General features: G+C 71.6%; 10 protein-coding genes and 1 tRNA gene. 5 read left to right on the forward strand and 6 right to left on the reverse strand.

Translation table 11 applies throughout. The annotated features are described in order from the left end of the window. Nucleotides 1-40: 40 nt before the first annotated feature. Complete coding sequence (locus LX14_RS16970) at nucleotides 41-1,267, reverse strand: L,D-transpeptidase (RefSeq protein WP_253648496.1); 1,227 nt, start codon at nucleotides 1,265-1,267, stop codon at nucleotides 41-43. A 232-nt stretch (nucleotides 1,268-1,499) separates the two neighbouring features. Continuing rightward, nucleotides 1,500-1,572, reverse strand: a tRNA-Lys gene (locus LX14_RS16975). 106 nt (nucleotides 1,573-1,678) lie between these two features. Between LX14_RS16975 and LX14_RS16980 the strand changes: the two genes are divergently transcribed. Further along, nucleotides 1,679-2,917 carry an LGFP repeat-containing protein gene (locus LX14_RS16980; RefSeq protein ID WP_253648497.1) on the forward strand — a complete coding sequence of 413 codons (1,239 nt, stop codon included), beginning with the start codon at nucleotides 1,679-1,681 and terminating at the stop codon, nucleotides 2,915-2,917. Here LX14_RS16980 and LX14_RS16985 read toward each other — a convergent pair. Then, nucleotides 2,863-4,194, reverse strand: a complete 1,332-nt coding sequence (locus tag LX14_RS16985; protein WP_253648498.1) for a cytochrome P450 — start codon at nucleotides 4,192-4,194, stop codon at nucleotides 2,863-2,865. The two genes, LX14_RS16980 and LX14_RS16985, sit on opposite strands and share 55 nt — an antisense overlap. Before the next feature lie 118 nt (nucleotides 4,195-4,312). Here LX14_RS16985 and LX14_RS16990 point away from each other — a divergent pair, with 118 nt between their 5' ends. Then, entirely contained in the window at nucleotides 4,313-4,951 is a 639-nt protein-coding gene (locus LX14_RS16990) for a TetR/AcrR family transcriptional regulator (protein ID WP_253648499.1), read from the forward strand. 20 nt (nucleotides 4,952-4,971) lie between these two features. On the opposite strand, the gene LX14_RS16995 is transcribed toward LX14_RS16990, so the two are convergent. After that, nucleotides 4,972-5,193, reverse strand: a complete 222-nt coding sequence (locus LX14_RS16995; protein WP_253648500.1) for a DUF3618 domain-containing protein — start codon at nucleotides 5,191-5,193, stop codon at nucleotides 4,972-4,974. A gap of 184 nt (nucleotides 5,194-5,377) precedes the next feature. Here LX14_RS16995 and bcp point away from each other — a divergent pair, with 184 nt between their 5' ends. Further along, on the forward strand, nucleotides 5,378-5,848 hold the full coding sequence (bcp, locus tag LX14_RS17000) for a thioredoxin-dependent thiol peroxidase (RefSeq protein ID WP_253648501.1): 471 nt from the start codon (nucleotides 5,378-5,380) through the stop codon (nucleotides 5,846-5,848). A 12-nt stretch (nucleotides 5,849-5,860) separates the two neighbouring features. Next, the gene (locus tag LX14_RS17005; RefSeq protein ID WP_253648502.1) at nucleotides 5,861-6,541 is read left to right on the forward strand and encodes a TetR/AcrR family transcriptional regulator; all 681 of its coding nucleotides are present in this window, start codon (nucleotides 5,861-5,863) and stop codon (nucleotides 6,539-6,541) included. 5 nt (nucleotides 6,542-6,546) lie between these two features. Here LX14_RS17005 and acpS read toward each other — a convergent pair whose 3' ends face one another. Beyond that, nucleotides 6,547-6,939, reverse strand: a complete 393-nt coding sequence (gene acpS, locus LX14_RS17010) for a holo-ACP synthase AcpS (RefSeq protein WP_253648503.1) — start codon at nucleotides 6,937-6,939, stop codon at nucleotides 6,547-6,549. After that, nucleotides 6,936-16,169 carry a type I polyketide synthase gene (locus LX14_RS17015; RefSeq protein ID WP_253648504.1) on the reverse strand — a complete coding sequence of 3,078 codons (9,234 nt, stop codon included), beginning with the start codon at nucleotides 16,167-16,169 and terminating at the stop codon, nucleotides 6,936-6,938. The genes acpS and LX14_RS17015 overlap by 4 nt, the downstream gene beginning before the upstream one ends. A 458-nt stretch (nucleotides 16,170-16,627) precedes the next feature. Here LX14_RS17015 and LX14_RS17020 point away from each other — a divergent pair, with 458 nt between their 5' ends. Beyond that, nucleotides 16,628-17,044: an HIT family protein gene (locus tag LX14_RS17020; protein ID WP_253648505.1), complete on the forward strand. Its 417-nt coding sequence runs from the start codon at nucleotides 16,628-16,630 to the stop codon at nucleotides 17,042-17,044. The last annotated feature ends 47 nt before the right edge of the window (nucleotides 17,045-17,091 follow it).

Here is a 17,091-nt window from a genome sequence, read left to right on the forward strand (position 1 = left end):
CGGAGCGTAACACTGGCCGATGGCAGCGTGGGGGTCCCGATCAGGCGTTGCCGCCCGCGTTCCCCTTCTTCCAGACGTCCCACGGGATGTTCCAGTCCCCGAGTCCGTCGGTACCCGGCAGCACGTCACCGACGGTGTTCTTCACGATGACGATGTCGCCGCGCAGAGCGGTGTTCATGAACCACTCGGCGTTCTCGGGACTGACGTTGAGACACCCGTTGCTGACGTTGGTGTTGCCCTGGTCGCCGAGGGACCACGGCGCGGCGTGCAGGTAGATCCCGCTCCACGACATCTGCGTGTCGAAGTACACGGTCTCCCGGTACCCCCCGGGGGAGTTGACCGGGACGCCGTACGTCGACGAGTCCATGATCAGGCTGGGCAGGCGGTCCCCGACGATGTACGTACCGGGGTTGGTGGGCGAGCTCTCCTTGCCGAACGACACCGGCATGGTGCGGACGACCTTGCCGTCGATGGCGACCGACACCTGCTTGGTGCGGTCGTCGCCGGTCGCCACCAGCGCGCGACCGACGCGGAAGTCGAGCGTCTTGTTCTGCTGACCGAAGACACCGTCACCCAGGTCGATGCCGTAGGTGTTCACGTCGACGTGGACCTTGGTGCCCGGCTTCCAGAAGTTCTGTGGGCGCCACCGCAGCTCGCTGTCGCTGAGCCAGTAGAAGGCGCCCTCCACAGGCGGGTCGGTCCGCACGGTGATCGCGTTCTGGGCCGCGCGCTTGTCGCTGATCGGCTCGTCGAACCGGATCGCGACCGGCTGCCCGATGCCCACGGTCGAGTTGTTCTCCGGGAGGAGGTAGGCGTCGGTGAGATTGGTCGGCGAGCGCGTCGTGAACGACATCTGCGTCGCCGCGGCCCCCGCGATCCCCCGCGCGTCGGCGGACAGGGTGTAGGTACGCCCGTACCCGAACGGTTCGGTGGAGGTCCACGTCGTCCGGTCGGAGTTGTAGACGCCGGCGACCATGCCCCCGTCGGCCTTCGGGATGCGCACGTCGGTGAGCCGTCCCGAGGCGGCGGTGACCCGCAGCGGCGCACCGGGCTGGACACCCGCCGCACGGTCGGTCAGCGGCGCACCGGCGAAACCGGTCACCGAGATGCTGGGCCGGATCAGGTCGTCGAACCCGACGTTGCTGCCGACCTTGTCGCTGTACGTGGGGGCGGCACTCCCCGATGAACACGCGGTGGCGATCACCGCCACGACGGCCACCACCATGGCCGCCCACGAGACACTCCGACCCGAACGCCCGAACCTCATCGCACTCCCGAAAACATCTGTCGTACCGGTCAGTTCACGCAGCATCGCGTGGTGGTGTCCCGTCGGCCGCCGGCTCGACGGATCACCTCGTGCCCGACCCCCTCAAGCAGACGTGATCAGTGTACGAGAACAGACGACCGGCGCCGTGGCGGCGCGCTGCGCCGGACCCGACGGCCCCCACGACGAAGGCCCCCACCTCGACCGGACGGTCGTGACGGGGGCCTTCTTCGTGTGCGCCATCAGGGACTCGAACCCCGAACCCGCTGATTAAGAGTCAGCTGCTCTGCCAATTGAGCTAATGGCGCGTGGTGATGCGAGAACGAACACTAACAGGTGCGGGGCGCGCCGGAAAAATCCCGTGGTCGCGCCGGGGGACCCGGTGTCGGGACCACCGTGCAGAGTGGAGCCACGATGACCGACACCCTCTTCGCCGACGTCTCCTTCTACCAGCCCCCCGTCGACGACTCGTACCCGTATCCGATCCTGTCGATCCGCTCGAACGACGGGACGTTCCGGGACCCGAACTTCCCGGCGAACCACGCGTGGGTGCGACGGTCGCTGGACTCCGGGCGGCTCACGGTCGCGATCGTCTACTGCTACGTACGCCCGAACTGGCAGGAGACCACGGCCACCATGCGGGACATGATCGAGCGCGCCGGCGGCCTGCACCCCCGGGTCGTCCTCATGCTCGACGTCGAGTCGGGGGGCAACCCGCCCGGCGACGGGTCCGACTGGATCAACCGGACGTACTGGGACCTGGTCGACTACTGCGGCGGCAATCCCCGGCGGGTCATCGGGTACGCGAACGCGGCGGACTTCACCGCGATGTGGCGCACCCGCCCGCCGGGACTCCGGGTGATCGGAGCCGGGTACGGCCGCAACCCGAACCTGCCCGGCCAGATCGCCCACCAGTACACCGACGGTCAGGGGTGGGGAGGCGGACTGCCCGAGGGGGCGCCGCCGTTCGGTCGGTGCGACATGAACTCCGCCGACGGACTCACCGCCGAGCAGTTCGCCGTCGCCTGCGGGATCGGCACGCTCTCGGCGGTGAACGAGATCGACGAGGCCGCGCGCATCGCGGCCTCCTGGATCGGGCGTCGCATCACCGTCGGGGAGACGCCGTGCCCCGACGGGCTGGGACGCTTCGCCGCGTTCGAGAACGCCCACGTCTACTGGTCCCCCACCATGCCCAGGACGTCGGACGGGCGCGTGCACGCCATCCCGATCCCCCACGCCGGACTGTTCGAGGCATGGGCCGCGCTCGGGTTCGAGGCCGGTCCGCTCGGCTACCCCGCGGCCGTGCACACGGTGCTGCCCGACGGCGGGGTCCAGCAGTTCGCCGGCGGGACACTGTTCCGGCGCAACGGCTCTCCCGCGGGCCGGTGGACCCACGGCGCGATCGGCGCCCGGTACGCCGAGCTCGGCGGGCCGGCGGGTGGTCTCGGTTGGCCGGTGACCGACGAGTACGCCGACGGGGCCGGACGCCGACAGGACTTCGACCGGGGGACCCTGCGCTGGACGCCCTCCGGCGGCGTGACCGAGGTACCGATTCCCGTCGAGAAACCCGCGGGGACAGGCCTGCGCGACCGACTCCGTCAGCTCCTGCGTCGCCTGCTCACCCGCGCACGACCGCCGCGTCCGGGGGCGTAGGCCACACCGCGCGGTCGCCACCGCTCGCCGGGATCGGTCGTCGGCTCCAGCACCAGGTCGTCCAGCATCGTCGACAACACCACCGACAACTCCATCGACGCGAACGCAGCACCGATGCACCGACGCGACCCGCCACCGAACGGGATCCAGTCGGTGACATCGGGCCGGGACCCCAGAAAACGGTCGGGGTCGAACCGTTCGGGATCGGGCCACACCGCGGGGTCGGCGTGGATCAGCCCGATCGCGACCATGACCGATTGCCCACGTCGCACGGTCCATCCGCCGATCTGCGCCTCGTCGGCCACGACGGTCCGGAACGTCACGTCGATCACCGGCCGCGACCGCTGCACCTCCGTGATGGTCGCCTCGAGCAGTTCGCAACCACCGGCGTCGCGTTCGGCGACGAGACGCTCGAGGACGTCGGGGTGCCGGCGTAGACGCTCGACCGCCCAGGCGAGGGTGGTGGCGGTCGTCTCGTGCCCCGCCGCGAGCATGGTCAGCAGTTCGTCGGCGACCTCGGCGTGGGTCATGCGGCTGCCGTCGTCGTAGCGACTCGCCACCATCATCGACAGGACGTCGTCGCGTGCGTCGACGTCACCGTCGGCCATCGCGGAGTCGATGAGCCGACCCACGATGGCGTCGTACTCCCGTCGCAGGCGCCGCATCCGGCCCCACGGACTGTGGTCGCCGAGGGCGTGCAGTGGCGGCATCGGCACCAGCGCCAACCACGACCCCAGTTCGACGAGGCGCGGCAACAACTCTCGCAGCCGGTCGAACTCGGGCCCGCTGGCACCGAACACGGCCCGGATGATCACCGCGAGGGTGATGCGCATCATCGAGGGCATCGTCGCGAACTCGCGGTCGGTCGGCCACGTCGCCATCTCGGTGCGCGCCGCGGCCTCGATGACGTCGTGGTAGGCGCGCAGCCGTCGTCCGTGGAAGGGCGGAGCGAGCAGTTTGCGTTCGCGACGGTGACGATCGCCGGTGAGGGCGAACATTGAGTTCGGCCCGAGCACCCGACCGAGATTCTGCTCCACCGACTCGAGCACGTCGGTGGGACTGCGGAACACCTCGCGGGCCGTGGTCGGGTCCGCGAAGACCACCGTCGATCCGAACACGGGGATGTCGATGGTGAACGCGGTGCCGTGTCGGGCGCGCAGCCAGGACAACCCGGCCTGCCGGTTGACGACGGCCGTGGCCGCCATCAGCGCTCTCGGCACCCGCGGGCGTGGGGGGATCGCCGGGACGTCGACACGTCCGTCGGTCTGAGTGGTCATCCGGTGGCCTCCTGCACCCGCCGAGGTCGTGCGCGACCCGGCACCGGCGATGGTACGCACACGTACCACGGCGTCACAAGGATCGGTTCCGCTCACCGTCCGATTAGCCTCGTGTCCCATGAGCAGCGATGCCGCGGGGGTCGGCCCGCAGCCGTCACCGCGCGAGACGGCGCGCACCGACGACGTCCGCGGTCGACTGATCGACGCGCTGGCGACGTCGATCGTCGACCGCGGGTACCGCGACAGCACCGTGGCCGACGTCGTGCGCATCGCGCGGATGTCGCGCCGGACGTTCTACGAGCACTTCTCCGACAAGGAACAGTGCTTCGCGGCGATGCTGGAGACGATCAACCGCGGACAGATCGATCTCATCTACCGCAGGGTCGACCGATCCGCGCCGTGGCGGGCACAGGTGCGCGCCGGGATCGAGTCGTGGATCGAGGGCGCGTCGGCCGAGCCCGCCCTGACGCTGTCCTGGATCCGTGACGCCCCCACCCTGCGCGCCGGCGCGCGAACGGTGGAACGGGCCACGCGGGAGGGTTTCGTCGACCTCGTCAGCGAACTCGCCGACAGCGAGGACCTGCGCCGCGAGGGCCACACACCGCCGTCCCGACCGATGGTGGTGCTGTTGGTGGGCGGGCTGCGCGAGGTGATCGCGTCACAGGTCGAAGCCGGTCACGACCCCGCGGAGATCACCGAGATCGCGGTGGCCGCCACCGTCGCACTGCTGGTCGCGCAGAGCGCGGTCGACGCCTGAGCCGACCGCGACGAGCGGTGTCAGTTGACGAGCTTCTTCACCGTGAGGGCGAGGATGAGGACACCGACGCCGATGAGCGGGTACTTCACGGCGGGTGCGTTGAGCGTCGCCACGACACCGGACTTGGCGTCCTGCGCCAGCCGCTGCGGGTTCGCGCGCTCGGCGAGCGAGTCCAGGGTGGTGGCGAGGTCCTCGCGCGCACGGACGATGTCGCGCTCGATGCTGTCGGGGTCGCGTGCCACGTGTCCTCCATCGTCGGCCCGGGTGCGCCTGTCGACGACGCCCGGTGAGGTGATCGTGTCCGGTGGTACTCCCGGACCGCTCTCGACTGTTCACCGTAGTTCACCCGCGCCCGCGAGTTCACCGGTGTCCGGGCCCGACACGACCCGCACCGGCCGCCGAGGGTGCTCGACTACGGTGTCACGCGTGACGACACGACGGCTCGCCCCCGGGGACACCGCGCCCGCCTTCACCCTGCCCGACGCGGACGGCGACCCCGTCTCCCTCGCGGACTACGCCGGCCGCAAGGTGGTCGTCTACTTCTACCCCGCCGCGTCGACGCCGGGATGTACCAAGCAGGCCTGCGACTTCCGCGACAACCTCGCCGAACTGTCCGGGGCCGGTATCGACGTCGTCGGCATCTCCCCCGACAAGCCCGCCAAGCTCGCGAAGTTCCGGGACGAGCAGGGACTGACGTTCCCTCTGCTCAGCGACCCCGACAAGACCGTGCTGACCGAGTGGGGCGCGTTCGGCGAGAAGACGATGTACGGCAAGACCGTCACCGGGGTGATCCGCTCGACGTTCCTCGTCGACGCCGACGGGACCATCGAGGTCGCGCAGTACAACGTGCGCGCCACCGGCCACGTCGCCAAGCTCCGCCGCGACCTCGCGGTCTGACCGACTCGTCCCATGGGTGATCCGACGGCGCCCCTCGTCCCGCGGAAGCGACCGACACAGGAGCGCAGCCGGCGCCGGTTCGAGGCCATGCTGGTCGAGGCACGGGCGCTGCTCATCGACGTGGGGTTCGAATCGCTGACCTGCGACGAGATCGCAGCCCGCGCGGACGTCCCGATCGGGACGCTGTACCAGTACTTCGCGAACAAGTACGTCATCGTGTGCGAGCTGGACCGTCAGGACGCCGTCGGGGTGCAGGACGCGCTCGCGGAGTTCGGCCGGGAGATCCCGTCCCTCGACTGGCCGCGACTGCTCGAGAAGTTCCTGGACCACCTCGCCTCGCTCTGGCGCGACGACCCGTCGCGTCGTGCGGTGTGGCTCGCCGTGCAGTCGACCCCCGCGACCCGCGCGACCGCGCTGGTGCACGAGCGGGCGCTCGCCCAGATGGTCGCGCGCATCATCGCGCCGCTGACACCGAGCCAGCACACCCGGCGCGCGATGATGTCGGAGGTGTTGGTGCACACCGCGTATTCGCTGCTGAGCTTCTCCGTGCAGGACGGGCACGACCACGCGCGCACCGTCGCCGAACTCAAGCGCATGCTCACCGGTTACCTCGTGCTCGAGGATCCCGGTGCCGATCACGGAGCCGATCCCGGCGGCGACGACGCCTCGTCCGGGGTGACCGCAGCGCGCTGAGGGGGTCAGGCGCCCTCGATCACCGCCATCGCGGCCGCCGTCGGGCCGTCGTGCGTGAGCGAGATGTGGATGCGGACGTCGGTCAGGTGCTCCGCGATCGTCCCGGCGAGGCGTATCGACGGCCGTCCCCACACGTCGGTGACGACCTCGATGTCGGCGAGTTCCACGGCAGCCACGGCGGGGGCGAGCGCGAACCGGCTGACCGACCACGCCTTGAGCACGGCCTCCTTGGCGGCCCACCGCGCGGCGAGGTGTCGCGCGTCGTCGCCGGTGCCTGCGGCGGAGTCCCGACGTTCGCCGACCGTGAACCGGTCGGCGAACGTCGTGCCCGCCTGTGTCATCTGCTCGGCGAACTCCGGCACCGACACGATGTCGATCCCGATCCCGAGGATGCTCACCGGGCCGAGGACTCCGCGAACGCCGGGTAGTCGCCGTCGGCGTCGAGCCGCACACCGTCGTCGAGGAGCATCGCCGCCTCCCGGTCGGGGTCGGGACCGTCGTCGCCGAGGCGACGGTTCGGCGGCCGCTGGTACAGCGCCTGTCCCCCACACATCGCCTCGAGTCGACGCCGGCCGCCCTCCCTCGACCGATCCGCAGCGGCACGGCGGTAGGCCGCGCGACGCTCGGGATCGAGTGCGGCGACGAACGCCTCCGGGTGGACCACCGCGACCAGACCCGACACGTGACCGAACCCCAGGCTCGTCAGCAGACCGGCCTTGAGCGGGAACCGGTCCCCGAGGCGCAGCGCCTCGGTCACCCACACCAGGTGCGGATGGCGGCGCATGGCGTCGTCGACGCAGTCCAGGCTCCGGTTGGGCGGGATGACACCCTCCCGCAGCATCTGGCACAGACCGATCAGCTGGAAGGCGGCCGCGCCGCCTTTCGCATGGCCCGTCAGCGACTTCTGCGACACCACGAACAGCGGCGCACCGTCGTTGCGGCCCAACGCGCCCGCGATCCGCTCGTGCAGGTCCGCCTCGTTGGGATCGTTGGCCTTGGTGGACGTGTCGTGCTTCGACACCACCGCGACGTCGTCGGGGCTCACCCCGAAATCGCGCAGTGCCCGCGCCATCGGCGACTCCGACCGTCCGCGCGCCGCTCCGAGCGCACCGATCCCGGGGGCCGGGATGGAGGTGTGCACGCCGTCGCCGAAGCTCTGTGCCCAGGCGACGACGCCCAGCACGGGCAGGCCCATGTCGGCAGCCACGTCACCGCGGGCGAGGAGAACCGTTCCGCCGCCCTGGGATTCGACGAACCCGCCACGTCGGCGGTCGTTGGCGCGGGAGAACCGACGCGGGTCGATGCCGCGTGCGGCCATCGCGGCCGAGTCGGCCGTCGCGGACATGTCGCCGAACCCGACGATGCCCTCGATGGACAGGTCGTCGAAACCACCGGTGACCGCGAAGAGTGCCTTGCCGAGCCTGATCTTGTCGACACCCTCCTCGACCGAGACCGCGGCGGTCGCGCATGCCGCGACCGGATGGACCATCGCGCCGTAGCCACCGACGTAGGACTGGACGACGTGCGCGGCGATGACGTTCGGGAGCGCCTCCTGCAGGATGTCGTTCGCCTTCGACTCGCCCAGCAGCGTGTCGATGTACAGCGACCGCATCGACTCCATGCCTCCCATACCCGTGCCCTGGGTGTTCGCGACGAGACCCGGGTGCACCCAGCGCATCAGCTCGGACGGGTCGAACCCGGACCCGAGGAACGCGTCCACCGTGGCCACGATGTTCCACAGCGCGACCCGGTCCAGCGACGCCGCCATGTCCGCGGAGATGCCGTACACGGTGGGATCGAAGCCGGTCGGGATCTGCCCACCGACCGTGCGCGACAGGGTGAACCGTCGCGGCACGCGGATCTCGGTGCCCGCCCTGCGGGTCACCTCCCACTCCCCGCCGCCGGCCACCGGCGCCACGACCGTGCGCTCGGGATCCGACGCCGCAAACGCTCGCGCCTCCTCCTCGGTGGACACGGTGAAGGTGAGGTCCTCGTCGAGGAAGACCGACTCCAGCAGCGGCGCGGTGTTGTCGACCATCTCGCCGTCGTCGGCGTAGCGGCGGATGCCGCACCGCTCGACGACCGCATCGTGGTAGCGGTCGGCGATCTCGTGTTCGGCCACCGGATCTCCGGTCTCCGTGTCGTACCACCCGGGCTTGGGGGTCTGCTCCCAGGTGATCAGCCCTGTGCTCCAGGCGAGTTCGAGGACGCCGGCCGCCGAGAGCGTCTCGGAGACCTCCATCTCGAACCGGGTGCGGGAGCTGCCGTAGGGACCGAGTTCCCCGGCTCCGACGACCACGACGAGATCGGCGGGGTCGACGGTCAGCTCGGGCCAGGTCGGCGTCGTGCCCGTGACGGGCCGCGCGGGCGCGGGGAGGGCAGGGACGGTGGGCACAGTGGTCTCGACGACGTCGTCTGCGACCGTCTGCGCCTGGGCCTGTGCGGCGAGCGCGGCGAGATCGAGATCGACGTTGGCCAGGCCCGCGGTGAGATCGGCGACGATCGGGGCCTGCAGCGCGGCCTCACGACGGGGCGCGGTGCACAGCGACACGAGCTCGTCGGCCATCTGCTCGGTGGTCCAGGTGCGCACACCGGCGGCCTCCACGGCGGCGACCATGCCGTCGTTGTGGCCCATGAGTCCGGTGCCCCGCACCCAGCCGATGATGGCGTGGGCCAGCGTGACGCCGGAGTTCCACGACGACTCCGAGGACCACCGCGCGACGAGCGCGTCGAGGGCGGCCTTGCTCTCGCCGTACGCGCCGTCCCCGCCGAACATCCCGCGGTTGGGCGATCCCGGCAGCACCACGTGCACACGACCGTCGATGTCGTGGTCGGCGCCGATGGACCCGAGGCCGGCGATGAGACGCTCCACCGACCACAGCAGGACCTTCATCTCGAGCTCGGCCCGCGGCCCGACGTCGGCGAGGTCGCCGGCCACCCGCGGCGCGGCGAACGGGAACAGCAGGGTGGGGCGCAGTGCGGGTTTCACGACGGTGGTCGATCCGCCTGCGGTCTCGGTCTGCTCCGCGCCGATCCACTCGACCAGGTCGTCGACGTCGGTGTAGGAGTACATGTTCGCCGAGGCGAGCCACAGGACCGCGCCGTCGCGGGCGCTGTCGCGGTAGAGCTGCTTGAAGAAGGCGACCCGGTCGGCGTCGAGACGGGAACTCGTCGCGACCACCGTGGCGCCGCCGGCGAGGAGACGCCCGACGACGGCGGCCGCGATGGATCCGGCGGACGCGCCGGTGACCACGGCCACCTCCCCTTCCCAGACACCCGGGGCGGGATCCTCGGCCTCGTGGGCGATCTGGGCGTAGACCCTCGCCCGGACACCGTCGCCCACGCGCAGCGCCTTGCCCTGCCACCAGGTCGCCTGCTGGGCGATCGTGTGACCGGCACCGGCGAACCGTGCGGTGACGACGTCGAAGTCGCTGTCGAGTCGGTGCTCGTCGGCGAGCCACAGACGGGCCAGGTCCTCGCGGGCACTCGCCCACCGGTCGTCGACGAGGACGGTTGCCTTCTCGTCGAAGGTCGGTGTGACGATCCGCAGCCAGTCCGCGCCGAGTTCGGCGGAGACGCGGTCGGAGAGAACGCGTGCGGCGTGCGCGTCCTCGTCGACGGCGTCGGACGGGTCGAGGTCGTCGTCGAGTCCGAGCTTGCGCAGCACCGTCCGCGCCGCGGAGGCCAGTGCCCCGCTGCGACCGGTGAACTGCTCGGTCAGGGCACCCAGTGCAGCGGCGTCCACCGTCGCACCCGCACCGGAGTCGTTGGCGGGCTTGCTCACCGCGACGCCCTGCTGCGTGCCGACCGCGGCGACAGCGGCGTCGATGGCGGCGTCGAGAGCGTCGACCGACGCCACCGGACCACCGGTGAGGCCGCCGAGGTCGCCGCCGCGCACCGATGCGCCCTCACGGGTACCGAGTGCCAGCGCCACCGTGGCGTGCCGCGCCCACCCGGGGCCCAGCTGCCAGACCGAGGTGACCCGGTCCTCGATGTACGCCGGGCGCTTGTTCAGTGGTCCGAGCACCTTGCGCAGTGCATCACCGACGGCGTCGGACAGGACGGCCCCGAAGGGCTTGTAGCCACGGGCGAGCGCGTCGACCGTCGACGCCAGGCCGGCCATGTCGGCCTCGGCCGCTCCGTCGATGGCGCCGAGACCGAGCTCGGCGCCGACGTCGAGCAGGAGTTGGTTGCGTCGCGACGAGACACCGTCGCACAGCGCCTCGATCGTGTCCGCGGCACCGATCTGGTCCGGGCGCATCTTCGTCCAGATCGCGATGACCGCGCGGACGGCGTCCGACGGGACGAAGGCGATGTCGTCGGGACGGGGGCCCGACGGCGCTGGCGCGGTCGGGGCGACGACGGTCGCCGTCGGTACGGCCGGGGTCTCGGCGGATTCGACGGGCGCCGTGTCGGTCTCGTCCTCCGGCTCGTCGGGTGCCTCGTCCTGGGCGAGGATCACCTGGGTGTCCCGCTCGACGTTGAGCACCTGCACCGCCACGTCGGCGAAGTCCGGCAGCTTGAGGGTGTTCGTGGCCAGTCCCGCCAGGGTCGGTGCGGTCGCCACCCCGACCTCGACGAACCGCTCGACACCGAGACCGCCGGTGTCGGGTCCGGCGAAGAGCAGGTCCTGGGTCTCGATCCACCGCACCGGGCTCGCGAACTGCCATGCGAGGAGCTCGATGAGGATGGTCCGGGCCAGCGCGGACCGGTCCGCGGATGCGGTCTCGAAGTCGGCGAGCACCGCCGCGAGCGGCTCCGACGGAACGAGATCGGCGATCTCGGCGACGAAGGCGCGGTCGAGCGAGAACGGCCGCGGCACCAGGTTCGGGATGTAGCGACCGATGAGGACGTCGGGGTCGAGCGACTCCGGCAGCAGTTCCTGCAGTCGGGTCCGGAACTCGGGCACCCCGTCGCGCAGGACGCTGGAGTGGAACGGCACGTCGATGCCCGGGATGACGATGAACCCGCGCTTGCCGCCGAACTCGGCCCGGCGACGTTCGATGTGCGCCTCGAGGTTCTCCAGACCCCGCACCGTGCCCGCGACCGCGTACTGCGTGTCCCGCTGGTTGAGGTTCACGACCTCGAGGAACTCCCCGCAGGTGCGTGCGACCTGCTCGACGAAGGCCACGACCTCGTGGTCGGCGACGCCGAACTGGCTCGGGCGGATGGCCGCCAGGCGGTAGTCGCTGCGTCCCAGCTCATCTCGGGGGACGAGGTGGTGCATCGCCTCGCCACGTTGGAAGACGACCTCGAGCACGGCCTCCAGCGGCAGCACGCCGGCGCACGCGGCCAGCGCGTTGTACTCGCCGACGGAGTGACCACAGGTGATGGCGTCCTCGACGAAACCACCGGCCTCCGTCAGTTCCGCGATCTGCGCGACGCCGAGTGTGGCCATCGCCACCTGGGTGAACTGGGTGAGGAACAGCACGCCGTCGGGATGGGTGTAGGTGGTGCCGCGCGCCACGAGCGTCGTCGGGTTGTCGCGGACCACCGCCAGGATCGAGAAGCCCAGTGCCGCGCGGGTGTGCGCGTCCGCGCGCTCCCAGACGTCACGGGCCGCTGCCGATCGTGACCGGGCCGCGAGTCCCATCCCGGCACTCTGGATCCCCTGGCCGGGGAAGGCGTACACGGTCCGCGGTGCGGCGAGACGGCCGGTGGCGGCGAGCACGAGGTCGCCGTCGACCGAGCAGGTCACCTCGACGACCTCGGCGCCGTGATCGAGCCCGACACGGTCCACGCGCACGGTCACGTCGTCACCGGTCCGGACCATCCCGAGGTAGCGCGCCGTCCAGCCGAGGAGCGGACGGGGGGCGGGGACGGGCCTGTCGGAGTCGGTGGCGGTGACGACGTGCTGGGCCAGTGCCGACAGCCACATCCCGTGCACGATCGGATCGCCGAGACCGGCGAGCCGCGACGCGCGGGGATCGGTGTGGATCGGGTTGCGGTCACCGGAGACGGCGGCGAAGCCGTGCATGCGGGCCGGTGCCCGCACCGTCGCGGTGCGTACGAGTGCGCGGGTCGCGGCGCGCTCGTCGTCCGGGACGCCGCCCGCGCGGACGGGATCGGTGAGCTCGGCGGGGCCCTGGCGGCCGCGGATGGCGAACCGCTCGGTCGCGGCGACGAGGATCGCTGTGTCGGTGGCGATCTCGACGTCGACGGCGATGACCCGACCCACGGAGGCGTCGCTCACGGACCGCAGCGACGCGGTGACGCGGACCTCGGTGTCGGTGCGCGGCAGCACACCGGTGGTGGCGACGGCGTGGTCGAGGTGGACGAGGTCGAGCAGGCCCTCGACGACAGGGCGGTCGTCGGTGGTGCGGGCCGCACCGATGACGGCGAACACAGACGGCCACGCGAGCCCGATCACCGCGTCCGGGACGGCGAACCCGCGACTGCCCGACGGTGTCGACGCGGACAGTCGCGACGGGAGCCCGTGCGCGGTGACGCCGGCGTGGTCGGCGGCGAGGTCGGCGGCCCAGTGGGCCGTGATGGTCGCGACCCCGTCGACGACCTCGGGCAGGTCTCCCCCACCCGCGACGGTCAGGATCGTGCGCATCGCGTCCGACGCCGCGTCGAGATCGACACGGGGGCAGGCGCCGTCGGCGAACCCGTCGTCGACGGTCAGCGGAATGGTGACGCTCGTGACGGCGATCGGCACGACGAGATCCACACCGGTCGCGGTGCGCGTGAGGGTGGCGCCGGTCGGCGCGTGCTCCGCGCGGTCGTCACCGTCGTCGAGGAAGGACCACCGGTTCAGGTCACCGAGGCGGGCGATCGGGTTGGTCACCATGCGTCCAGCCCACTCGACCGAGTCCGCGGCGATGACGGCGGCCAGGAGACCGTCGTGGCCGGCGATCCCGGCGCGGCGGGACACCGTCGACGAGACCGTCGCGCCCCGGGCGAGCATCTCCTGGGCGAGGTGCGACTCGAAGCGGTCCAGCAGCTCACCGACGGGCTCGTCGACGCGGGTGATGCCCGCGACCGCGACCGGTCCCGGGATCACGCAGACCTCGTCCGCGCCGTAGCGCGCGTCGTGGGCCTGCCACAGGGAGTCGCTGCGCCACCAGCGGCGCACGTCGGCGTCGACCACCGGCACGAAGTTCACCGGCTTGCCGGGGGTACGGCACAGCCCGAGGAAGAACGCGACGTCGGCGGGATGCAGGACGTCGGCGTCGATCTCGGGGAACAGGCCCCCGAGGACGTCGATCGCGGCGTGCGGGTTGTCGGTGGACGCGTCGTCGGCGAAGACCGTCTCGACCTCACCACGGTCGGCGGGATGCATGCGGGCCTCGGTGCGCTGCAGCATCTGCCGGAAGCGGTCGCGCCAGGTGAGATCGGCCCATTCCGGCGCAGGACCCGGGTCGGTGCCGACGGCCAGGTCGGCGTAGCGGGTGAGCCACGCCCGATAGGTCATCGCGGCCACGTCACCGAAGTAGGGCTTGGCCGTGGCGTCGAGGGCGGCGATGATCTCGCCGCGGCGCTGCGCGACGGCGTCGGCGTCTCCGGCGACCTCGTCGAGCAGGCGACCGCACGCCGACGCGGCGTTGTCGATCTCGTGGATGTCGGCACCGAGTTGGCTGCGGCCCGAGGCCATCCCGTCCGCGGCGTGACCCGCACCGATCCACCGGTCGGATCCGGGTGTGTCGACGAGCAGCTGCTTGACGGCCGGGGACGTGGTCGCCTCCAGCACCGCCATGGTGACGGTCCCGAGGAGGATGCCGTCGACCGGCATCGCCGGGAAGCCGTGGGCGGTCGACCAACGGCCGGTGAGGTAGTCCGCGGCGCGCACGGGTGTGCCGATCCCCCCGCCGACACAGATCACGGCGTTGGGTCGGGCACGCAGCTCGGCGTAGGTGGCCAGGACGAGGTCGTCGAGGTCCTCCCACGAGTGGTGGCCGCCGGCGCGCCCGCCCTCGATGTGGACGATGACCGGGTGCGCGGGGACCTCGGCGGCGATGCGGACCACGGAGCGGATCTGCTCGACGGTGCCCGGCTTGAACGCGACGTAGGGGATGCCGGCGTCGACGAGTTCCTCGACCAGGGCGACCGCCTCGTCGAGTTCGGGGACGCCGGCCGACACCACGACACCGTCGACGGGGGCGCCGGCCGCACGGGCCTTCTGGACCAGTCGCTTGCCGCCCAGCTGCAACTTCCAGAGGTAGGGGTCGAGGAAGAGCGCGTTGAACTGCGCCTGACGACCGGGCTCGAGCAGCGCGTCCAGCCGGGCCAGGTTGTCGGCGAGGATCTCCTCGGTGACCTGTCCGCCGCCGGCGAGCTCGGCCCAGTGACCGGCGTTGGCGGCCGCGGCCACGATGGCGGGGTCCACGGTCGTGGGGGTCATCCCGGCCAGCAGCATCGGCGACCGGCCGGTCAGCCGCGTGAACGCGGTCTCGACGACGGTCCTGCCGTCGGGGAGCTGGGCGACCGTGGGGGCGTGGACGCTCCACGGAGCGGGCACCGACGGCACACCGCCGGGGGCGAAGACGTTGCGCTGGCCGCCGCGCAGCGCGGCCGGGACACAGCCGATGCCGCGCCCGCGGACGTTGGGCACCGACAGGCGCGTCGCCGAGTCCGACGGACCGAGATCGAGCAGCCACCGCACTCCGCTGTCGGCGACCTCGTCGAGTTCCGCGACCCAGTCACACGGGCTCACCAGGACCGCATCGGCGCGATCGCGGGCCCATCCGGTGTCCAGTCCGCAGAGCTGCGCCCACTCGACGACGAGCTCGACGGCCTCGACCATCGCGGGATGGTGGAAGGCGACCGAGACGTCGACAGTGTCGAATGTCGGCGCGAACGGCGCGCCACCGGTGATCTTCGCCTTGCGGTCGGCGGCCTCGGCGGACGCGATGGCGGCGCACCGCTTCTCCAGGGCGCGCAACTGGCGCGGTGAGCCGGACACGGCGACCGACCGTCGGCCGTTGCGGATCGCGACGACCGGGGCGATCGCGGCGTCCTGCGCGACGAGCTCGGAACGGTGGTCGGCGAGGATCTCGGCGAGGCGCGCGGGGTCGACCCGGCTGATCGACAGCATGGGGCTGCCGTCGGCGCCGGCGGCGAGCCCACGGCGACGGGCGACGGTGGCACCCGCGGCGCCGATGAGGTGTGCCAGGGCCAGGAGCCCACCCGCCGCGCCGGCCCCCGATGAGTCGGTGACCGCATCCGCGGCCAACACGCCCTGCGAGTGACCGGCGACGGCCTGGGGGCGGATGCGTGCGGTGTCGAGTCCCTGTTTCGCCAGCGCCGCGAGGGCCGCGATCTGGGTGAGGAGGATGCCCGGGACGGACTGCGCGGCGCCCGCGAGGACGTCGGGTGCGGGGACATCCCTATCCGCGGCGAGGGCGTGCACCCAGGTGAGCGGATCGAACCCGTCGGGGCGGACGGCGTCGAGCTGCGCGGTCACCGGTGCGACGAGACGTTCTGCCGCCTCGACGGTCTGCGCGAGCGAGTGGTCGAGTTCTGCGTCGATGACGAGTTCCGCGAGGGCCGGGAGCCACGGGGTGCCCTGGCCACCGAAGGTGACGGCGTACGGCGTGCCGGACATCAGGCGCGCGATCAGGGTGTCGGTGTGTCGACCTGCCGACGGGGTGCCGTCGGTGTTGTTGCGGTACTCGTTGACCGTCACAGTGGAGTTCTCCTCGGGGGTGGGGGTCGGCGGGGTGCAGGCGACATCGATGTCGGGCAGCAGCGGTGGCCGCGGTCCGGGCCGTCGCGGCCCGAGATGACCTGTCGCCCGGGCTCTCCCGCCGCGATGCGGGTCAGAACCGTTGTCACGGTGGCGATTGCGCGGGGGGCGCTGCGCGATCATGGGATTGCTGCCGTGCGGACGCGGACCATCGTCGCACACGAAAATGAGGGATCCCTCATGTTCTGGGGTGACCCGTGGGTATACCCGCGGGTAACCCCGTCGGTAACAAGTGCGGTTCGCGCCGGGACACCGGGGGGCCTCGGATACCGCGCAGGTCAGGGCCGGTGTCGCGCGCTGAACCGGGCGGTCACGACGCCGGTCGCAGTTCGTTATCAGATCGTGATGTGTTCACGCTGCGTCGCGTACGACCCCGACGGGTTCGTACTGTGAGCGCCATGGACTGCGTCTTCTGCTCGATCGTCGCCGGCGTCGCACCGTCCCGACAGGTCTACGCCGACGACGACGTGGTGGCGTTTCTCGACATCCGGCCCGTCAAACCCGGTCACACACTGGTCATCCCCCGGTCCCACACCCCGGATCTGGCCGGCCTCCCGGCCGCGGACGGCGCCGCGGTCTTCGCCGGCGCGAGCCGCGTGGCCGCAGCCCTGCGCCGGTCGAGCATCGCCGCCGACGGCGTCAACCTGGTCCTCAACGACGGCCGGGCGGCGTTCCAGACCGTGTTCCACACGCACATGCACGTCGTGCCGCGACACCATGGGGACCGGTTGTCGTTCGCGAAGGGTTTCGTGACCCGGCGCGACCCCGATCCGGACGCCACCGCGGCGGCCATCCGGGCAGCCATCTCTTCCTGAGCGCGGTCACGGGCCGGGATGCCGACGCCGCCCCCGGCTCGGCGGTG

The sequence above is a fragment of the Williamsia deligens genome, from assembly GCF_024171765.1.
Classification (GTDB): Bacteria; Actinomycetota; Actinomycetes; order Mycobacteriales; family Mycobacteriaceae; genus Williamsia_A; species Williamsia_A deligens.

What these genes read in the sequence shown, in the direction of transcription:
- LX14_RS16990 (WP_253648499.1), top strand. Translation starts at nt 4,313, where the DNA reads ATGAGCAGCGATGCCGCGGGGGTCGGCCCGCAGCCGTCACCGCGCGAG.
- LX14_RS16970 (WP_253648496.1), bottom strand. Translation starts at nt 1,267, where the DNA reads ATGAGGTTCGGGCGTTCGGGTCGGAGTGTCTCGTGGGCGGCCATGGTG.
- LX14_RS17020 (WP_253648505.1), top strand. Translation starts at nt 16,628, where the DNA reads ATGGACTGCGTCTTCTGCTCGATCGTCGCCGGCGTCGCACCGTCCCGA.
- LX14_RS16980 (WP_253648497.1), top strand. Translation starts at nt 1,679, where the DNA reads ATGACCGACACCCTCTTCGCCGACGTCTCCTTCTACCAGCCCCCCGTC.
- LX14_RS16985 (WP_253648498.1), bottom strand. Translation starts at nt 4,194, where the DNA reads ATGACCACTCAGACCGACGGACGTGTCGACGTCCCGGCGATCCCCCCA.
- LX14_RS17005 (WP_253648502.1), top strand. Translation starts at nt 5,861, where the DNA reads ATGGGTGATCCGACGGCGCCCCTCGTCCCGCGGAAGCGACCGACACAG.